The following is a 16,535-nucleotide window of genomic DNA, read 5'->3' as shown; positions in this document are numbered from 1 at the left end:
CGACAAGGAGCAGGCACAGTGCAGCGCTGGCGTGGCTTGGAGGACATCCCCCAGGACTGGGGGCGCAGCGTCGTCACCATCGGCTCCTACGACGGAGTGCACCGCGGGCACCAGCTGATCATCCGGCATGCCGTGGACCGCGCCCGTGAGCTGGGAGTTCCCGCGGTCGTCGTCACCTTCGACCCGCACCCCAGCGAGGTCGTCCGCCCCGGCAGCCACCCGCCCCTGCTCGCCCCGCACCACCGCCGCGCCGACCTCATGGCCGACCTCGGCGTGGACGCGGTGCTGATCCTGCCGTTCACGACCGAGTTCTCGAAGCTGTCGCCGGCCGACTTCGTCGTCAAGGTCCTGGTCGACAAGCTGCACGCCAAGGCGGTCGTCGAAGGCCCGAACTTCCGCTTCGGCCACCGCGCGGCCGGCAATGTGGAGTTCCTCGCCGAGCAGGGCAAGGTCTACGACTTCGAGGTCGAGGTCGTCGATCTGTACGTCACCGGCGAGGCGGGCGGCGGCGAGCCGTTCTCCTCCACGCTGACCCGGCGCCTGGTCGCCGAGGGCGACGTGGCCGGCGCCGCCGAGATCCTCGGCCGCCCGCACCGCGTGGAAGGCGTCGTCGTCCGCGGAGCCCAGCGAGGCCGGGAACTCGGCTTCCCGACCGCCAACGTCGAGACGCTGCCGCACACCGCCATCCCCGCCGACGGCGTCTACGCCGGCTGGCTGCACGCCCAGGGCGAGATCATGCCGGCCGCGATCTCCGTCGGCACGAACCCGCAGTTCGACGGCACGGAGCGCACGGTGGAGGCGTACGCCATCGACCGCGTCGGACTCGACCTGTACGGCCTGCACGTGGCGGTGGACTTCCTCGCCTACGTCCGCGGGCAGGAGAAGTTCGAGTCGTTGGACGCACTGCTGAAGGCGATGGCGCAGGACGTGCAGCGCTGCCGTGAGCTGATCGAGAACGCCGCCTGATCGGTACGCCTTGACGACGAAGGGCCGGCACCCGCGGGTGCCGGCCCTTTCGTGTTGTCGTACGTCCGCTACTGCTGGGTCCAGCCCGGCGGTACGGAGCCCTGCTGGCCCTGTTGCGGATCCTGCGGGGGCGCCTGCTGCTGCCAGCCCTGGCCGGGCCCGGGCTGCTGCGGGGCCTGCTGACCCCAGCCCTGGCCCGGCTGCGGGGTGCCGCCGGGCTGGGCGTAGGGCTGCTGGGGTTGCTGCTGCGGCGGCTGCTGGGCGGGGTAGCCCTGCTGCGGCTGCTGCTGGTACTGCATGTTCGGGTTGCCGAAGCCCTGCTGGGTACGGGCGATGTCCTCGGCGATGAGCGCCGCGAGGTCGAAGTAGGCCTCACGGGTCTTCGGACGCATCATGTCGAGGTCGACCTCGGCGCCCGCCGAGAGGTGCTCGTCGAAGGGGATCACGACGACACCGCGGCAACGGGTCTCGAAGTGCGCGACGATGTCCTCGACCTTGATCATCTTGCCCGTCTCGCGGACACCGGAGATCACGGTGACCGAACGCTGGACGAGGTCGGCGAAGCCGTTCGCCGACAGCCAGTCGAGCGTCGTCGAGGCGCTGCTCGCACCGTCCACCGACGGGGTGGAGATGATGATGAGCTGGTCGGCGAGGTCCAGCACACCGCGCATGGCGCTGTAGAGCAGACCGGTGCCGGAGTCCGTGAGGATGATCGGGTACTGGCGGCCCAGCACCTCCAGCGCGCTGCGGTAGTCCTGGTCGTTGAACGTGGTGGAGACCGCCGGGTCCACGTCGTTGGCGATGATCTCCAGGCCGGAGGGCGCCTGCGAGGTGAAGCGGCGGATGTCCATGTAGCTGTTGAGCTGCGGGATCGCCTGGACCAGGTCACGGATGGTGGCACCGGTCTCGCGCCGCACGCGGCGGCCGAGGGTGCCGGCGTCCGGGTTGGCGTCGATCGCCAGGATCTTGTCCTGCCGCTCGGTGGCGAGGGTCGCGCCCAGCGACATGGTCGTCGTGGTCTTGCCGACGCCGCCCTTGAGGCTGATGACCGCGATCCGGTAGCAGGACATCACCGGCGTACGGATCAGTCCGAGCTTGCGCTCGCGCTCCGCCTGCTCCTTCTTCGCGCCGAGCTTGAAGCGCGACGGGCCCTGGTTGTTCTTGCGGGCCTTGGGCTGATTGCGCAGCAGCCGGTCCGAGGACAGCTCCACGGCGGCGTTGTAGCCGAGCGGGGTGCCGGGCGCGGCTTGCTGCTGCTGGGGCGCGCCGGGGCCTGACTGCGGTCCGGGAGGCGCGCTCCAGCCCTGGTTGCCGTAGGCGGCGGGGTTCTGCTGGGCCGGGGGCTGCGGGGCCTGCTGCTGGGGCTGCGGCTGGGCTTGCGGCTGCTGTTGAGCCTGGGGCTGGGCCTGCGGCTGCTGCTGGGGCTGGCCGGGCTGCTGTGGGTAGCCGTAACCGGGCTGCGGCTGCTGGGGCGGGTAGCCGTAGCCGGGCTGTGCCTGCTGCTGGGGATAGCCGTAGCCGTCGGGCTGGGGCTGCGGCTGGCCTTGCTGCGGGTGCGCGGGCTGCGGCTGGCCCGGGTGCTGCTGGGGCTGCGGGGCCTGCTGCTGTGCCTGCTGGGGGTAGCCGTATCCGGCGCCCTGTGGCGGTGCGGGCTGCTGCGGGTAGCCGGGCTGCTGCGCCGCCTGACGCGGGTCGACCGGCGCGGGCTGTCCGCCCTGCGCGGGGTGACCGGGCTGCGGCTGGGCCGGGCCGAACGCGCCCTGCCCCGGGGCCTGCTGTCCGGGCTGTCCGGGTTGACCGGGCTGTCCGGGCTGGTCGGGGTGCGGCTGGGCCTGGGGGTAGCCGTAACCGGCCTGATCGGCGGCTGCGGCAGCGGCGGCCGCCGCCTGCGGGTCCGGGTGGCCTGCCTGCTGCGGTGCACCCTGCTGGGGGTGCGCGGGCACGAAGCCCTGGGGCAGCGGGGGGAGTCCCTGACCGGCCTGCTGCGGAGGGGGAACCTGGCCGACGGGCTGCTGGGGCTGCGCCTGCGGCTGCTCGGGAGCCTGGCCGACGGGCTGCGCCTGGGGCTGCTGGGCCTGGGCCTGCGGCTGCGGGTCCGGTGCCGTGGGCGGGGCGGCGGGGGCGGGGGGCGTCGGGGCTGCCTGGGCCTCCGGCTCGGGCTGGGGCTCCGGCTCCGCCGTCGCCGGCGCGGTCTGGGCGTCGGCCTGCGCGGCGGAGTCGTCGTCGGCCTGGACGCGCGCGGGCTCGTCGCCCTCGGCGCCGGACACCGATCCGGTGGAGTCGGCCTGCTCCGGCTCGTCGGCGCGTTCCGCCTCCGGCTCGTCTTCATCGTCGCCGCCGAAGAGGCGAGCGGCCTCCGCGTCCGCGGCGGCGTGGTTCAGCTCGGCCTCGGGCTGCTGCGCCACCGGCGGTACGGGAGCGGGCTGTTCGGGAGCGGGCGCTGCCGGGACGCCGGCCGCCGGGGTGGCGGTCGGGGCCGGGGCGGCGGCCTGGGCGTCGTCGTCGACCGGACGCAGCACGGGGAAGCCGGGCGCGGCGGGGGCGACCGACGGAGGCTGCGCGGGCGCGGGCGCGGGCGCTGCGGGCGGCGGCGTGGACGCGGCTGCGGCTGCGGCGGGCGGCTGGGCAGGAGTGTGCTGCTGAGGCACGCCGTAGCTGCCGGAGGTGTCCTGGCTCGGCTGAGGGGCGCCGAAGCCACCGGATGTGTCCTGGCCGGGCTGGGGTGCGCCGGTCGCGGGCTGCTGCGGATAGCCGTAGCTGCCGGAGGTGTCCTGGCTCGGCTGAGGGACGCCGAAGCCACCCGACGTGTCCTGCCCCTGCTGCGGCGCACCGCCCCCCTGCTGCGGGTAGCCGTATCCGCCGGCCCCGGGGGTGCCACTCGGCGCGGACTGCTGCTGCGGGAAGCCGTAGCCGCCCTGCTGGCCCGCGGGCGTTCCCTGGGCCGGGGTGTTCTGGGACGGCTGAGCCGGCTGCGACGGCTGGGCGGGCTGCTGCGACGGGACGCCGAAGTTTTGCGGCTGGGCCGGTGCGGGAGTCCCCGGCGGAGGCCCCTGCGCCGGGACGCCGGGCGGCCCGGTGGGTGTGCCGACGGGTGGTCCGGTCGGCGGTGGTGGTGAGGTCTGGCCGGCGTCCTGCTGTCCGCCTCCCGACGAACCACCCTGCGTGCTTTGGGCATACCAGGCGGGAGGTGTGTAGACGATTTCGAACTCGCCCGTCAGATCCACCTCGTGATCGTCCCCGTCCGAGGAAGGGCTCCCGCCGTTGTACTCGGACCGATCCCTGTTCACTGCTTGCCTCCTGGTCAGCCACTGCTGCTGAGCGTGTCGTCGTCGCGGCCGGGCGGACCGAGTGGCGAGTCCCACGCGACTGCGATCGTCACCGCACCACCAGAAGCCTAATCACTCGCATGGCGCTACGGAAAAGCCCCCATGGGCGCGGACGGTATAGCCCCGGGTGCCTGGACGGAAGAGTCCGCTGGGTGTGGGTGGAACGCCCCCTGGGCGCGGCACAGTTCGCCTCCGCGCCCGTCGACGACGACGGTCAGTCCATGCGGCGGGCCACACCGAGCAGGCCCGTCTCGGCGTCGGTGGGCTCGGTCATCACGAACTTCTGGTGCTTGCGGGTGCACCACAGAGCGACCCCGTCGTGCAGGGTCGGCAGGTGCTGGAGCTGGTCCTCCGGGATGCCCAGCGTGTCCCGTACGGCCTCGGTCTCGTAGGGCGAAATGCGCTGAATACCCACCAGATGGGCCTGCGAGAGCCAGCGCGGCGCGTGCTCGCTGACGAACGGGAGCACCGTCACGACGGCCTGCCACGGCACGGACGTCACACGACCGCGCGGCGGACGGATGCCGCAGTCCCGGAACAGCACGACCGGACTCGAAACGGACGGACCCTGCGCGGGCACCCGGCCCACCGGGTAGACGGTCACACACTGCTGGCCGCCGCCCGCCGCCTGGGCCAACTGCTGCCAGGCCTGCGGACGACCGGTCTCGACACCCACGCGCGCCCCCGTGGCGGCGGCGCGCAGCGCCAGCACCTGGGCGAGCCACAGGCCGCCCACGAGCACGACGTCGAAGGGGGTAGGACGCGACAGCCCGAGCACGGCCGGGTGCGACTCGGGGTCGGTGCCGATGATCACACCGTCGTCACCGAGCGGCATGCTGATCGCCGCGAGCTCGTCGGCGGTGACGACATGACGGTTGCGACGCGGGCCGCGCAGCCCGAAACCGGGGCTGAAGATACGGCGTTGCTGCTGCGGCGGCTCCGGCTGCCGGATGATCGGGATCATGCCGGTGTCGGTGGGCGAGGCCACGTGTGCGGGAGTGCGTGCGGGGTTACGGCCCTGCTGTCCCGGGGGCATCGTCGGGGCGGGGTGGGACATCAGTACGTACCTCCGAGCGGCAGAGTGGCGAGGGCTCCGGGGACCTGCTCCCGGTCGAGACGGACCAGGCCGACCTTCGACGCACTCGCGGCCCGCTCCAACTCCCGCCCCACCTGGCCGAGTTCGCTGTCACCGCGGGCGGTGACGCGGATGTGGCCGGTGAGCGAGACACCGCGGTTCCCGGCCTTGCTCAGGGTCATGCTGAACGTCGTGGCGAGCACCGGCAGCGAGGTGAACCGCGTCACCAGCTCCGGCAGTGCCGCTCCGCCGCTGCCCAACTGCGGCCAGCGGGAGACCCAGTACGTGCTGTGCCACCGGTCGTCGACCCGCCAGGTGCGCACCGCCTCCACCGTACGGCGCTGGGTGCGACCGTCCTGCCCGTGCTGCGCGTTGGCGCGCGGGTTGAGGCAGCTGGAGGTCGCGAGGGCCTGCACGAGCTCGGTCTCGTCCAGGAGGGTCGCATTGAAACCGGCACCGGCCAGCCGGCTCGCCAACTGGTCGGCCACCCGCAGCAGGGCACGCTGCGCGCCGGGAACGCCGTCGCCGCGCGCCTGAACGGCCTCAGGGCACAGCTCCGGGTCGAGCTTGAGGGCGACCCAGGTCAGCCGCAGCGCGGGAGAACCGGCCTGCGCCTGCAGGGGGCCGTAGGAGCGCGCGGCGAGCGACTGCTGCGGCAGGTGCGGCGCGGGCGCGGGCTGGGTGTGCTGCACGACCTGGGCGGAGGCGAGGCGGATCCCGTCGACCTCCAGCGCGTCCTGGATCAGCCCCAGCGGCAGCTGACGCCCGGCGGCCCCGGGGCGCAGCGGCTGGTCGGCCGGCTGGACGAAGAGGACGGCGGTCAGGAAGGTGCCGTCGCCGATCATGCCGACGGAGCGGTCGTCACGGGAGACGAAGGAGTACGTCCGCAGGGCGGGGTCGCACTCCACGACCGGCACGAGCATCGCGTCGGTGCCGGGCGGTACGGGCAACTTGGCGTCACGCTTGCGCTGCCGCAGCGCGCGCGTCGTCTCGTACCACTCGGGCAGTGGACGACGACCGCGGCGCAGGACCGCCATCAGGAGCAGCAGCGCCGCGACGGCGCCGGCCGGAGCCAGCAGCCAGGAGGCGTCGGCGGCCCAGGCGACCAGCATGACCGCGGCCGCGAGCTCCACCAGGATCAGCTGCTGCAACCGCACCGGACCCAGACCGCCCGGGCGGGGCAGCGTGCGGGGTGACGCGGCGGCGGGGGCGGTGGGAGCGGCGGATGTACGTCTGCCGCCCGGCCCTCCCTGTTGCTGCGGTGCGCGGCGTCCGCGCCGGGTGCTCGTAGCGCTGCTCATCCCCCGGGACATCCCTTTCGCGAAGTAGTGGCCGTTCGCCGGGCCCACATCGTGAATCATCCATCGTCAATGCGAGTGGCTCACGGTACCCGCTGCGGAACGCGAGGCGACACAGGGGAACCGAAACCCCAGGTGACCAGCCTTTCACGGACAGGGCCCGCATGGTGGAGCGCTGTCGTGAAGCTCTGTGAAGATGCGGGGGCGGCCGCGCACCTGATGAATCGTCCTCGCGCGCCGCAGGGCATAGTAGGTGCCTGCGTGGCCGAAGTGGCCCTTGGAGCACGGTCGTATCGAGCACGGTCCTATCGAGTGCAGCCGTATCGAGTGCAGTCGTTCCGACCGCGGCCGTAACGCCGCAAACGCAATTGAGCATGACAAACGGGAGAAACGGGGACCATGGCAAAGCAGCGTCGGGACGAGCTCGCCGCCTACACCTTCGCTCGCAAACGCACCGTCGCGGCGTTCCTCGCGCCGTCCCCCGGTGGTTCGGAGGAAGGCGCGCCGCGTCCGGTCCGTACGGTGATGCCCAGCCTCGCGGTGGGGGTGGTGCTGGTGATCGGCTTCATCGCCTGGGGCGTCATCAAGCCCACCGCGCCCAAGGGTTGGGACACCCCGGGCGAGTACATCATCGTGGACAGCGACTCCACGACGCGCTACGTCGTCCTGGACCCGAACCCGAAGGACAGCAAGGTGGAGAAGGTCCTCCACCCCGTCCTCAACTACGCCTCCGCCAAGCTCCTGCTCGACAAGGGCAAGGGCACCGTCCTGGAGGTCCCCGGCAAGGAGATCGACAAGAGCGGTATCCGGCACGGCGCGACCATCGGCATTCCGTACGCCCCCGACCGGATGCCTTCCAAGGAGGACGCGGAGAAGGCCAAGACCTGGGCTGTCTGCGAGCGCCCGGCGCCGGGTTCCGAAGGCGCCATCGATCGCGCGGTCTTCGTCTTCGACTCCGACGACGCCAAGTCGCTCGGGAACTCGGGGAAGGTCGACCCGCTGGAGGCCCTGTACGTCAAGGACACCAAGACCTCGCGGGAGTACCTGGTCGACGGCAAGGGCAATCGCTTCCTGATGGGCGGCGAGTCGGGCCTGGACGAGGTCTCGATGGAGCAGCTGCGTTCCGCCGTCATCGGCAGCAGCACCACGGCGAAGTCGCAGTCGGTGAGCCAGGAGTGGCTGAACACCCTCAACGAGGGTGAGGACATCGACTTCCCGACGGTCCCGTCCGCCGGCGACGCGACCTCCGTCCAGGGGCTCTCCGGAGTGAGCACGGTCGGCCAGGTGCTGCGGGCGCGCGACGCGCAGACCGACGAGTTCTATGTCGTGCTCAAGGACGAGGTCGCCTCCATCACGCCTTTCGTCGCCGCCCTGCTGGTCGCCCACGACGGGACCACCCCGGTCAAGGCCAGCACCCCGGACATCATCAAGGCCAACGGCGGCCCGGCGGACAGCTTCTACAAGGACAACGGCTGGCCCCAGGTCGTACCGAAGCAGGCCAACTCCCCGGCCACCGCGTCCGGCGACGCCCGCGACACCTCGTGCAGCGTCTACACAGGCGCGTTCGGCACGGACGAAAAGCCGCAGCTCGCCGCGTGGGCCGGGACGAACTACCCCAAGAAGGTCATCAGCGATTCGCTGAGCGCCTATGTGTCGTCCGGCTCGGGCCTTCTCTTCCAGGAGGTCGCCGGTAAGGCCCAGGGCGGCGGCGGGGTGTACCTGCTGACGGACACGGGCCTGCGCTACTCGCTGCCGTCGACCAACGACAGCGAGGCGGAGGGCGGCGACTCCGGCTCGTCCTCGTCGGCCTCGTCCTCCGACAGCGGCGCGTCACAGAACGGGCCGAGCGAGACCGACAAGGCGCGTACGCGGCTGGGCTACGAGGACCTGTCCAAGCCGTCGATCGTGCCGCAGACCTGGGCCACCTTCATCCCGAAGGGCCCGACGCTGGACACCACGAGCGCGTCGCAGCCGCAGAGCCAGTGACATGCGCCGCCCACCGGCCGACGGGGCATCGCCTCGATGGCCCGTCGGCAGGGATGGTCCGGCCGACCGGGATGGCCGGGCCAACGGGAACGGCCGGGCCAACAGGCCGGTGGGCAAAGGCACTTGAAAGTAAGACGAGGCACGGGTCACAGGATCGTCGCCCAAGTGTGTGAGCCGTGTAACTGATTGGCCTTGCCTGTGGTTGAGTGACAGGCTGACGATAGAGTGTTTGCAGCGCTCAAGCGTGCGAAGCACCTCCGGGCACCGGAAGCAGGTATCCCGGACAAACGACGACATGGGGGAAGGTTCATCATGGCCGGCCAGTTCCGGGTAACAGAGGACGAACTCACCAAGCTCTCCGGTGACATCAGCACCGTGAACGGTCAGCTGCAGGGCGAGATCCGCCGCCTCAACGGAGTGATCGACCAGATCGCCGGCGGCTGGAAGGGCCAGGCGGCCCAGTCGTACCGCCAGCTGCAGGACCGTTGGAACGCGGACGCGAAGCGGATGAGCGACATCCTCAACGACATCAAGGAAGCCGTGGACTCCACGCGGAGCAACTACTCCGCGTCGGAAGAGCAGCAGAACTCCGAGATCAGCAAGATCATGTCGGACTTCGGCTGATCGAGCCGAGCGGAATCCGGCTGTTCCAGCCGTTCCGGATCGACCCGGCCCCGGGGAAGCAGTCCGGTCGATCCGGTCGATCCAGTCGATCTCCACAGACTTCCAACGAATCTTCCTGAAAGGGAACGACGATGTCGATCCTCGTCAATTACGCAACGATCACCAACGCGTCCACGGACGTGAAGTCGACCGCCGGCCGCATCAAGCAGCAGCTCGACGACCTCGAGGCCGCCGTCAAGCGCGTGGCCAACTCCTGGGAGGGTGAGGCGCAGGAGGGCTACCAGCGCAAGCAGCGCGAGTGGGACCAGACCGCTGCCGACCTGCACGCCACCCTGCTGAAGATCTCCACGGCGCTTCAGAACGCCGCCGAGAACTACCAGGCCACCGAGAAGAGCAACGCCTCGACCTGGGGCTGAGCCCGTCGGCGACCCGAGGGACATGAGATGAAGGGAATCGGCCCAGCGGACGCCACGGCGACCGCTGGGCCGACCTCTGCTTCGGGACCGTACACACCTCCTGCGGGAGTGCACACGGCAAATCCCGCAAACATTCACACGCGCGGCCACGCGCGTGACACCTACATGACCGAGCTTCGAAGGAAGCAAGCAAACCCTGGGGGCCTGAGCATGAGGGGCCTGGACGTGAAGGGCCTGAACGTGAAGGACCGGACAGCCCGTTCGCGTAGCCACACCGGCCGCAACAGTGGAACCCGCGCACTCCAGCGGGCTTTCGGCGTGCTCGCGGTGACCGGGGTCTGCCTTGCGTCGACACCGATGGCGTCCGCGACACCGTCCGTGCCCGGGACGTCGCCCGTGTCCGGGACATCGCGTGTGCCCGCGACACCGTCCGTGCCCGCGACACCGTCCGTGCCCGGAACATTGTCTGTGTCCGGGACGCCGGCGATCACTCGTACGAGCGTGAGCCCCACTCGCCTGACTGACCTCTCCGCTTCGGGTGGCAGCCCGGACTTCGGCCTGTCGGCCAGCACGGAGTGTGTCTTCGGCGGCGACGTCATCAAGTCCACGCCCTGGTCGCTCCAGCGGATCCTCCTGGACCAGCTGTGGGAGCGGGCGACGGGCAAGGACGTCAAGGTCGCGGTGATCGACACGGGCGTGGACCAGTCCAACAAGCAGCTCAGCAGTGCCGTGGCAGGGGGCAAGACCTTCGTCGACGGCCCGGCCACCAAGGACATCGAAGGCCACGGCACGCGAGTCGCGGGCATCATCGCCGCGCGCCCACTCAAGGGCACGGGCTTCGTGGGCATCGCACCGGAAGCCACGATCCTTTCCTACCGCTACACCGGCGGTCAGGAGAAGCAGGGCAACTCGGGGACGATGAGTGACGCGATCAAGGCCGCTGTGGCCGCCGGCGCGAAGATCATCAACATCTCCTCGGACACCGCGAACCGGAAGGACAACGGGCCTCTGCGGGACGCCGTCGCGGCCGCCGTGGACTCGGGCGCCCTGATCATCGCGGCCGCCGGCAACGACGGGGCCGACGGCAAGTCCGCGGACACGTACCCGGCGTCGTACCCCGGCGTCCTGGCCGTAGCGGCCTCCGACCGCAACGACGAACGTGCCTTCTTCTCACAGGCGGGCGACTTCGTCGACGTCGCGGCACCGGGCGTAGGCATGGTGTCGACGGTCCCGACGGACGGCCAGTGCACGGCCGACGGTACGAGCTTCGCGGCGCCGTATGTCGCGGGCGTCGCGGCCCTCCTGAAGGACAAGCACCCCGACTGGACCGCGGCCCAGATCGCCACCCGCATCGAGGAAACGGCCCAGCGGCCGGGGCGGGGGCCCAACCGGTTCATCGGGTGGGGGGTCGTGGATCCGGTTGCCGCACTGTCGGACGACTCCACACCGGGAACCTCTCCGAAGCCCGACCCGCCGGTTGCGCCCGGAGCGGGCGGCGTCGTCCCGATGGCTGTGACCATGGGGGAGAGCGAGGCGGAGAAGGAACGCCGGGTCGCGATCTACGTACTGGGTACGGGACTTGCGTTGGCGTTGGTGGTTGCGGGGAGCGGGGTGGCTGTGCGGGACTGGCGTAGCCGGCGAGCCAGAGAACTCGGCCGGGCTGGACGTGCCGGTTAGCGGTGCGGGCGATGACGGCGATGACAGCGATGACGTGGCGCGGGCACCGAGTGGGTGCTGACAACTTGAGATACAGGGGAGAGGACAACGGGGTATGAGTAACGGGATGCGGGTTGATCTGAGCGCACTGGATGAGGTCATCCGGAAGCTCTGGACGTTGCTTGACGACATGGACAAGGCCGGGCAGACGTCTCGGTACAACACTGAGATTTCGATGGACGCGTTCGGGAACACCTGCATGTTCCTGGAGGCGGGCGACCTCCAGTCTGCTCACAAGTCCTCGAAGAGTGAGCTTGAGGCTGCGATCAAGGGACTGCACGGCCTGATCGACAAGTTCGGCAAGAGCACTTCTAAGGTCAAGGACAAGTACACCGAGCAGGAGTACGCGAACAAGAACCAAATGGGTGGTGACACGGGGGGCTCGAACGGCGGCTCGTTTGCAAGGTAGTCCGATCGAGAATCACCTGTTAGAGGGAGGAGTTCAAAATGGGTGAGAAGGATCTGCCCAAGCCCAAGATTGAGAATGACGTCTGCGTGGCGGACCCGGGGCGTCCTCAGACCAAGACTCAGTTCGTCGAGTATTCGCTGAAAGAACTCAAGCAGATGCTTGACGGCACCAACCCGGGGGCGATCGAGGAGGTCGGCCGCCACTGGGGCAAGGTTAAGGAAATCCTCGACGGTGGCGAGGGTGGGGGGATCGCTGGTCTGCTCGACAAGTCGGTCGACAACGTCCTGGAGCATTGGGAAGGGGATGCGGCTCGCGCCTTTGAGAAGGAGGCGCGCAAGATCGCACAGAGCATCCGAAACGCGGCTTGGCACGCGGATCTCAACAGCTCTCAGATGGCCGACGCCGGCTCGCAACTGCGCAGGTTCAAGGCGCAGTTGGATGAGATCGAGGAGCCCAGTGGCTGGGCCAAACTGGGTGACGCTCTCAGTGACTGGAAGTGGGACGACGGTGAAGCCGTGGCCAGCGACCTCCAGGACCGCAAGCTGACCGCGAAGGAAGTTGCGGAGATCAACGAGGGCAAGATCGGAGCCAGCCGAGAGGCCCAGCTCAATGGCGTTGCTGTCATGGAGAACCTGGGCGCTCAGTACATGAGGATCACACGAAACCTCAGGAATAACCCGATCAGAGACCCTGGCGACGGCCACGTCGGAGAACCCAACCGTAACGTGGAATACCCCCCGCCTGTTACCGTTCCGAGCGGGGGTGCGACACGGCCAAGCGGCTCCGTACCGAGTAATAAGCCGTGGACTGCAGGCTCGACCAACACCATCAAGCCGACGCCTGCGGTGCCCCGTGATCCAGGAATCACGGGAGGCTCGCAGCTTCCGACTGCCAAGACGAAGATCGACAGCATCTCCCCCGGCTTGACCGGGCCCGGGCCGAACGCCGGAACCGGTGGCCCCAACATCAGTGGGGGCGGCGGCGGGACCGGTGGGGCTCAAGGGCCGGGCATCTTGGGCACTGGTGGAGCTGGCGGCCTCGGTCGCGGCGCGGTCGGACGTGGCGGCATCGGCGTCCCAGGTGGACGTGGTGGAATGGCTGGCGGTGCTGGCGCAGGTCGCGGCGCCGGAGGCCGAGCCGGTATGGGCGGTATGGGTGGCGCGGGAGCCGGTGCGGCTGGCCGAGGCGGTGCCGGCGCCGCTGGACGCGGAGCCCTCGCGAAGGCGCGCGGTGGCGTTGTGGGTGCCGCCAAGGGAATCGCCGGCAAGGGAGCCGGTGGAGGCGCGGGTCTGCACGGCAGCCGTGGCGGTACGCGTGGCGCCATGGCGGGTGGAGCCGGTGGCATCGGCGGCCGCAACGGTCGCCGGTCTGAAGACGAGAACAGCCGGGGAGACCGTCCCGACTACCTGGTCGAGGACGAGGAGACCTGGATTTCGGAAGAAGACCGCAACCGGAACGTGCCGCGAACCATCGAGTAGGGGCGTGAGCGAGCCGCACGACGAAATCGTGCGGCTCGCTCGTATGAAGACTGGCGGAACCAGTCGGTGTTGAGTGAGGAGCAGAGAAGTGAGTTTCAAGCGGGTCTGGTCTGCGACGGGAGTCGTGGCGCTGACAGGAGCTTTGCTCCTCACTACAGCCTCAACTGCATCGGCGGACTATGTCAGAGATCAACAATGGGCACTGAACGCATTCGCAGCAGACGACGTTTGGGCTGAATCCCAGGGGCAGGGCGTCACTGTTGCGGTTGTCGACTCTGGCGTCGACGCCTCTCACCCCGACCTAAGCGGCCAAGTTCTCGCGGGGAAAGATTTCACGGGCGGTGGGAACGCCCGCGAGGACCTCGTTGGGCACGGCACAAAGATGGCAAGCATTATCGCGGGGCATGGGCATGGTTCGGGAAATGACTCGGGTGTGGTTGGACTCGCACCTAAGGCCAAAATCTTGCCCCTTCGCACGCTGCAGACGAGGAACGATAAGAATCTAGAAGAGACATGGGGCCCTGCGGTTCGATATGCAGTGGATCAAGGCGCTAAGGTCATCAATCTGTCATTCGGTAGCGATGGTGGCAGTAAGACAACAAGTGACGGTCGTGAGGCAATCGCTTATGCGCAAGCGCACGATGTAGTTGTTGTTGCGGCGGCCGGTAACGAAGGAATTGGTTCTGTAATTGAACCGGCGGCACTGCCTGGGGTTGTATCCGTTGGTGCCGTGGATGAGAAGGCCAACCTGTGGACGGACTCGAACACAGGCAAGGGGCTGACGCTCACAGCGCCCGGTGTCGAAATCGTTGGCGCAAACAGCACGATGTCCAATGGGTATGGTGAGTCCAGCGGTACATCGGAAGCCACGGCCTACGCATCCGCCGCCGCCGCCCTCGTCCGCTCCAAGTACCCCGACCTCTCCGCCGGCCAGGTAATCAACCGTCTGATCAAGACGGCCACCTTCGCCCACCACAAGGGATTGAAGGCGCCCGACGAGGAGTACGGCTACGGGATCGTCCGGCCGTACTCGGCGCTCACAATGGACATCCCTGCCGGGTCCAAGAAGAACCCCCTCGGCCAGCTCCAGTCGTCCTCCGTCTCCAGCCAGTCATCCAAGGGAACCGACTCTTCGACCCAGGCCAAAAAGAAGAAGAAGTCCTCCTCCGGCAGCCTTCTTCTCATCGGCGGCATCGCAGCAGTCGTGGTCATCGGCGCCATCGCCTTCGTGGTGATCCGCAGCCGTCGCAACGGCGGTAGCGGCGGCCCCGGCTCCGGTGGCGGCAGCCCCCAGCACCCGACGTACCCGTCAGCCCAGCAGCCGTACCCCAACTCGGCACCCAACCAGGGATACTCCACTCCTCCGGGACAGTTCCCCCAGCCCCCCAATTCCTACAGCCAACAGCCCCCACACCAGGGGCAGTAGGAGGCCGGAGGGCGTGCGCGGCCCCATCGACGAGCTATGAACCCCGAACTTCCAGATCTGAACTCCCGCACCGCCGCCGACGAAATGGCATCGCGTACGGCGAGTCAGATCAGAGGCATTCTGCTCGGGATCGCAGTCATCGCTCCTTGGCTCCTTGTCGTCGCGTCGATCTTGTCCGGCAAAATGTTGTGGCTTACATTGCTGGACTTGATCGGCACGCACGTGGGCCTCTGGGTCATGCTGCGCGGGTATCGCGAGGACAGCCGGGTTCTCAGGAATCGGGGGGCATGGGTGCACGCCGTAACCTTGCTGCTCTGCCTCGCTGGACTTGCGACGTGGCAGTGACCAGCCCTCAGCGAATCAGCCCGAGAACGAGAAGGGATACCCCTCCATGGGCGCCATCGTCCTTGTCGTAGGCATCATCGGCATCGGAGCCGTGATCGGTGCCGTCGTCGCCTTCACCATGAGCCGAAGCCGCCGCAACTCCGGTGCCGGCCCGGTCAACCCTGGGATGGGAAATTACCCACAGAACATGGGTTACCCGCCCCAGCAGCCGTACCCGCCCACACCCCCTCAGGGCTACCCCAATCCCCCCGCGCAGCCGCCGCAGCACCCCAACCCTTACCCGCAGCAACCCCCGTATCCGGGGCAGTAAGCCCGGGGGCAACAGTTGCGCCGGACCGGGAGCGGTGTGTGGTACGGCCTTTTGGATGCTCGAGTACAGCCCTTTCTGGCTGACCCGGCGGCGTCGACAGTTCTCTGCGCGTGCCCTTCTCGTCCTTGTCGGATTCCGTACCTCCGGGCGACCTGCTCTTGCATGCTCACCTTCAGCCGCAGCAGTCCTTCCTGCTCCGAGTGGACGATGCGCACGCCGACTTGGCGGTTACGCGGCGCCCCTGCCCCCAGTGCGGTTGGTCACGAGTTCTGACAGCATTGGCTCCGCTCTTTCGAGGGTGTCTGCGGATCATCCCTATCGACATGGACGGCTCCGCCGGCGCCACGAACGCAATGATGCGTCGCTCGCGCCCGAGAGGCCGCGTGACTTCATCCAGAGGCTGGCGAAGGAGCTGTGAGGCGCACCATGCCTCCGTCGCAACCGAATGGCGATACGCGACACGAAGTTCCCGGCTCAGTGCACGTTCACCTTCCCGCACGAAACATTCACAGCCTTCATCAGCAATCTCAAAGCCGACATCTGGGGCAACATCGAAGGCCCGTAGGGAATGGTTTGTCAGGTGCGTCGGCGTTGCTGGTTCGCCTCGTAGCCGAGGACCGTGATGGCGACCTTGTAGATCGCGACCTGTTGGAGCGCCCACGACACCCCAGAACCCGAACGATCCTCTGGGTGGTTTGACAGCCCCTCCACGATGCAGTCGCATCGTGCAGGTAGGGGGCGCACCTGGCCAACTCGGCCTGTGTAGGCTGGGGAATACTTGATCTGATCTTTGCGCTACATGGGGGAATGCATGACACAGCAGTACACCGTCACGCAGGACGCGTTGAAGCGGTTCTCGAAAACCGCGGAGGACCGTGCCCGTCGCCTGCGGGAGATACGGCAGGCGCTGGGTAAGCATTCACCCGGCGCCAATGCTTTCGGCAAACTCCCGGAGTCTGACGAGACCGGCCAGGACTACGAAGAGCGCTCCGAGGCCACATTGAAGAACCTCGGCTTCGCCGCGGAGCAGCAGGATCAGATCGCGGAACTCATCACCAAAACCGCCAATTCCTATCAGGAGGCGGAGGACCGCACCGCGGAACAGCTCAATTCCATCGCGGCCGAGGCCCGGTGGGCACAGTGAGTGGGCCCGCAAGCGC

General features: G+C 68.7%; 13 protein-coding genes. 10 read left to right on the top strand and 3 right to left on the bottom strand.

Annotated elements, in window-relative coordinates:
* Positions 1-18: 18 nt before the first annotated feature.
* Positions 19-966, top strand: coding sequence for a bifunctional riboflavin kinase/FAD synthetase (locus ACFPQ9_RS19780; protein WP_380854587.1), 948 nt, complete (start codon positions 19-21; stop codon positions 964-966).
* A 68-nt stretch (positions 967-1,034) separates the two neighbouring features.
* Here ACFPQ9_RS19780 and ACFPQ9_RS19775 read toward each other — a convergent pair whose 3' ends face one another.
* The 3 genes from ACFPQ9_RS19775 to eccE all read right to left on the bottom strand — a co-directional run bounded on the left by ACFPQ9_RS19775 (position 1,035) and on the right by eccE (position 6,668).
* Positions 1,035-4,253: an SCO5717 family growth-regulating ATPase gene (locus tag ACFPQ9_RS19775; RefSeq protein WP_380854586.1), complete on the bottom strand. Its 3,219-nt coding sequence runs from the start codon at positions 4,251-4,253 to the stop codon at positions 1,035-1,037.
* A 253-nt stretch (positions 4,254-4,506) separates the two neighbouring features.
* Positions 4,507-5,349 carry a hypothetical protein gene (locus tag ACFPQ9_RS19770; RefSeq protein WP_380854585.1) on the bottom strand — a complete coding sequence of 281 codons (843 nt, stop codon included), beginning with the start codon at positions 5,347-5,349 and terminating at the stop codon, positions 4,507-4,509.
* Positions 5,349-6,668: a type VII secretion protein EccE gene (eccE, locus tag ACFPQ9_RS19765; protein WP_380854584.1), complete on the bottom strand. Its 1,320-nt coding sequence runs from the start codon at positions 6,666-6,668 to the stop codon at positions 5,349-5,351. The genes ACFPQ9_RS19770 and eccE overlap by 1 nt, the downstream gene beginning before the upstream one ends.
* 396 nt (positions 6,669-7,064) lie before the next feature.
* Between eccE and eccB the strand changes: the two genes are divergently transcribed.
* From eccB to ACFPQ9_RS19720, 9 genes are all read left to right on the top strand, one after another.
* On the top strand, positions 7,065-8,651 hold the full coding sequence (gene eccB / locus ACFPQ9_RS19760) for a type VII secretion protein EccB (protein ID WP_380854583.1): 1,587 nt from the start codon (positions 7,065-7,067) through the stop codon (positions 8,649-8,651).
* 312 nt (positions 8,652-8,963) lie between these two features.
* Complete coding sequence (locus tag ACFPQ9_RS19755; RefSeq protein ID WP_019754507.1) at positions 8,964-9,275, top strand: WXG100 family type VII secretion target; 312 nt, start codon at positions 8,964-8,966, stop codon at positions 9,273-9,275.
* A 131-nt stretch (positions 9,276-9,406) separates the two neighbouring features.
* The gene (locus tag ACFPQ9_RS19750) at positions 9,407-9,691 is read left to right on the top strand and encodes a WXG100 family type VII secretion target (RefSeq protein WP_030943852.1); all 285 of its coding nucleotides are present in this window, start codon (positions 9,407-9,409) and stop codon (positions 9,689-9,691) included.
* A 501-nt stretch (positions 9,692-10,192) separates the two neighbouring features.
* Positions 10,193-11,368 (top strand): type VII secretion-associated serine protease mycosin, encoded by a 1,176-nt coding sequence (gene mycP, locus ACFPQ9_RS19745; protein ID WP_380854582.1) that lies wholly within the window; start codon positions 10,193-10,195, stop codon positions 11,366-11,368.
* Positions 11,369-11,462: 94 nt separating this feature from the next.
* The gene (locus ACFPQ9_RS19740) at positions 11,463-11,816 is read left to right on the top strand and encodes a hypothetical protein (protein WP_380854581.1); all 354 of its coding nucleotides are present in this window, start codon (positions 11,463-11,465) and stop codon (positions 11,814-11,816) included.
* Positions 11,817-11,854: 38 nt separating this feature from the next.
* Entirely contained in the window at positions 11,855-13,294 is a 1,440-nt protein-coding gene (locus ACFPQ9_RS19735) for a WXG100 family type VII secretion target (RefSeq protein ID WP_380854580.1), read from the top strand.
* A gap of 88 nt (positions 13,295-13,382) precedes the next feature.
* Entirely contained in the window at positions 13,383-14,720 is a 1,338-nt protein-coding gene (mycP, locus tag ACFPQ9_RS19730) for a type VII secretion-associated serine protease mycosin (protein WP_380854578.1), read from the top strand.
* Positions 14,721-14,756: 36 nt separating this feature from the next.
* Complete coding sequence (locus ACFPQ9_RS19725) at positions 14,757-15,065, top strand: hypothetical protein (RefSeq protein ID WP_380854576.1); 309 nt, start codon at positions 14,757-14,759, stop codon at positions 15,063-15,065.
* 1,121 nt (positions 15,066-16,186) lie between these two features.
* The gene (locus tag ACFPQ9_RS19720) at positions 16,187-16,519 is read left to right on the top strand and encodes a hypothetical protein (protein ID WP_380854574.1); all 333 of its coding nucleotides are present in this window, start codon (positions 16,187-16,189) and stop codon (positions 16,517-16,519) included.
* Positions 16,520-16,535: the final 16 nt, after the last annotated feature.

This window comes from Streptomyces coerulescens (assembly GCF_042657965.1).
In the GTDB taxonomy this organism is placed as follows: Bacteria; Actinomycetota; Actinomycetes; order Streptomycetales; family Streptomycetaceae; genus Streptomyces; species Streptomyces coerulescens.
The sequence above is the reverse complement of the archived record's forward strand: the minus strand, read 5'-3'. Positions and strand labels throughout refer to the sequence as shown.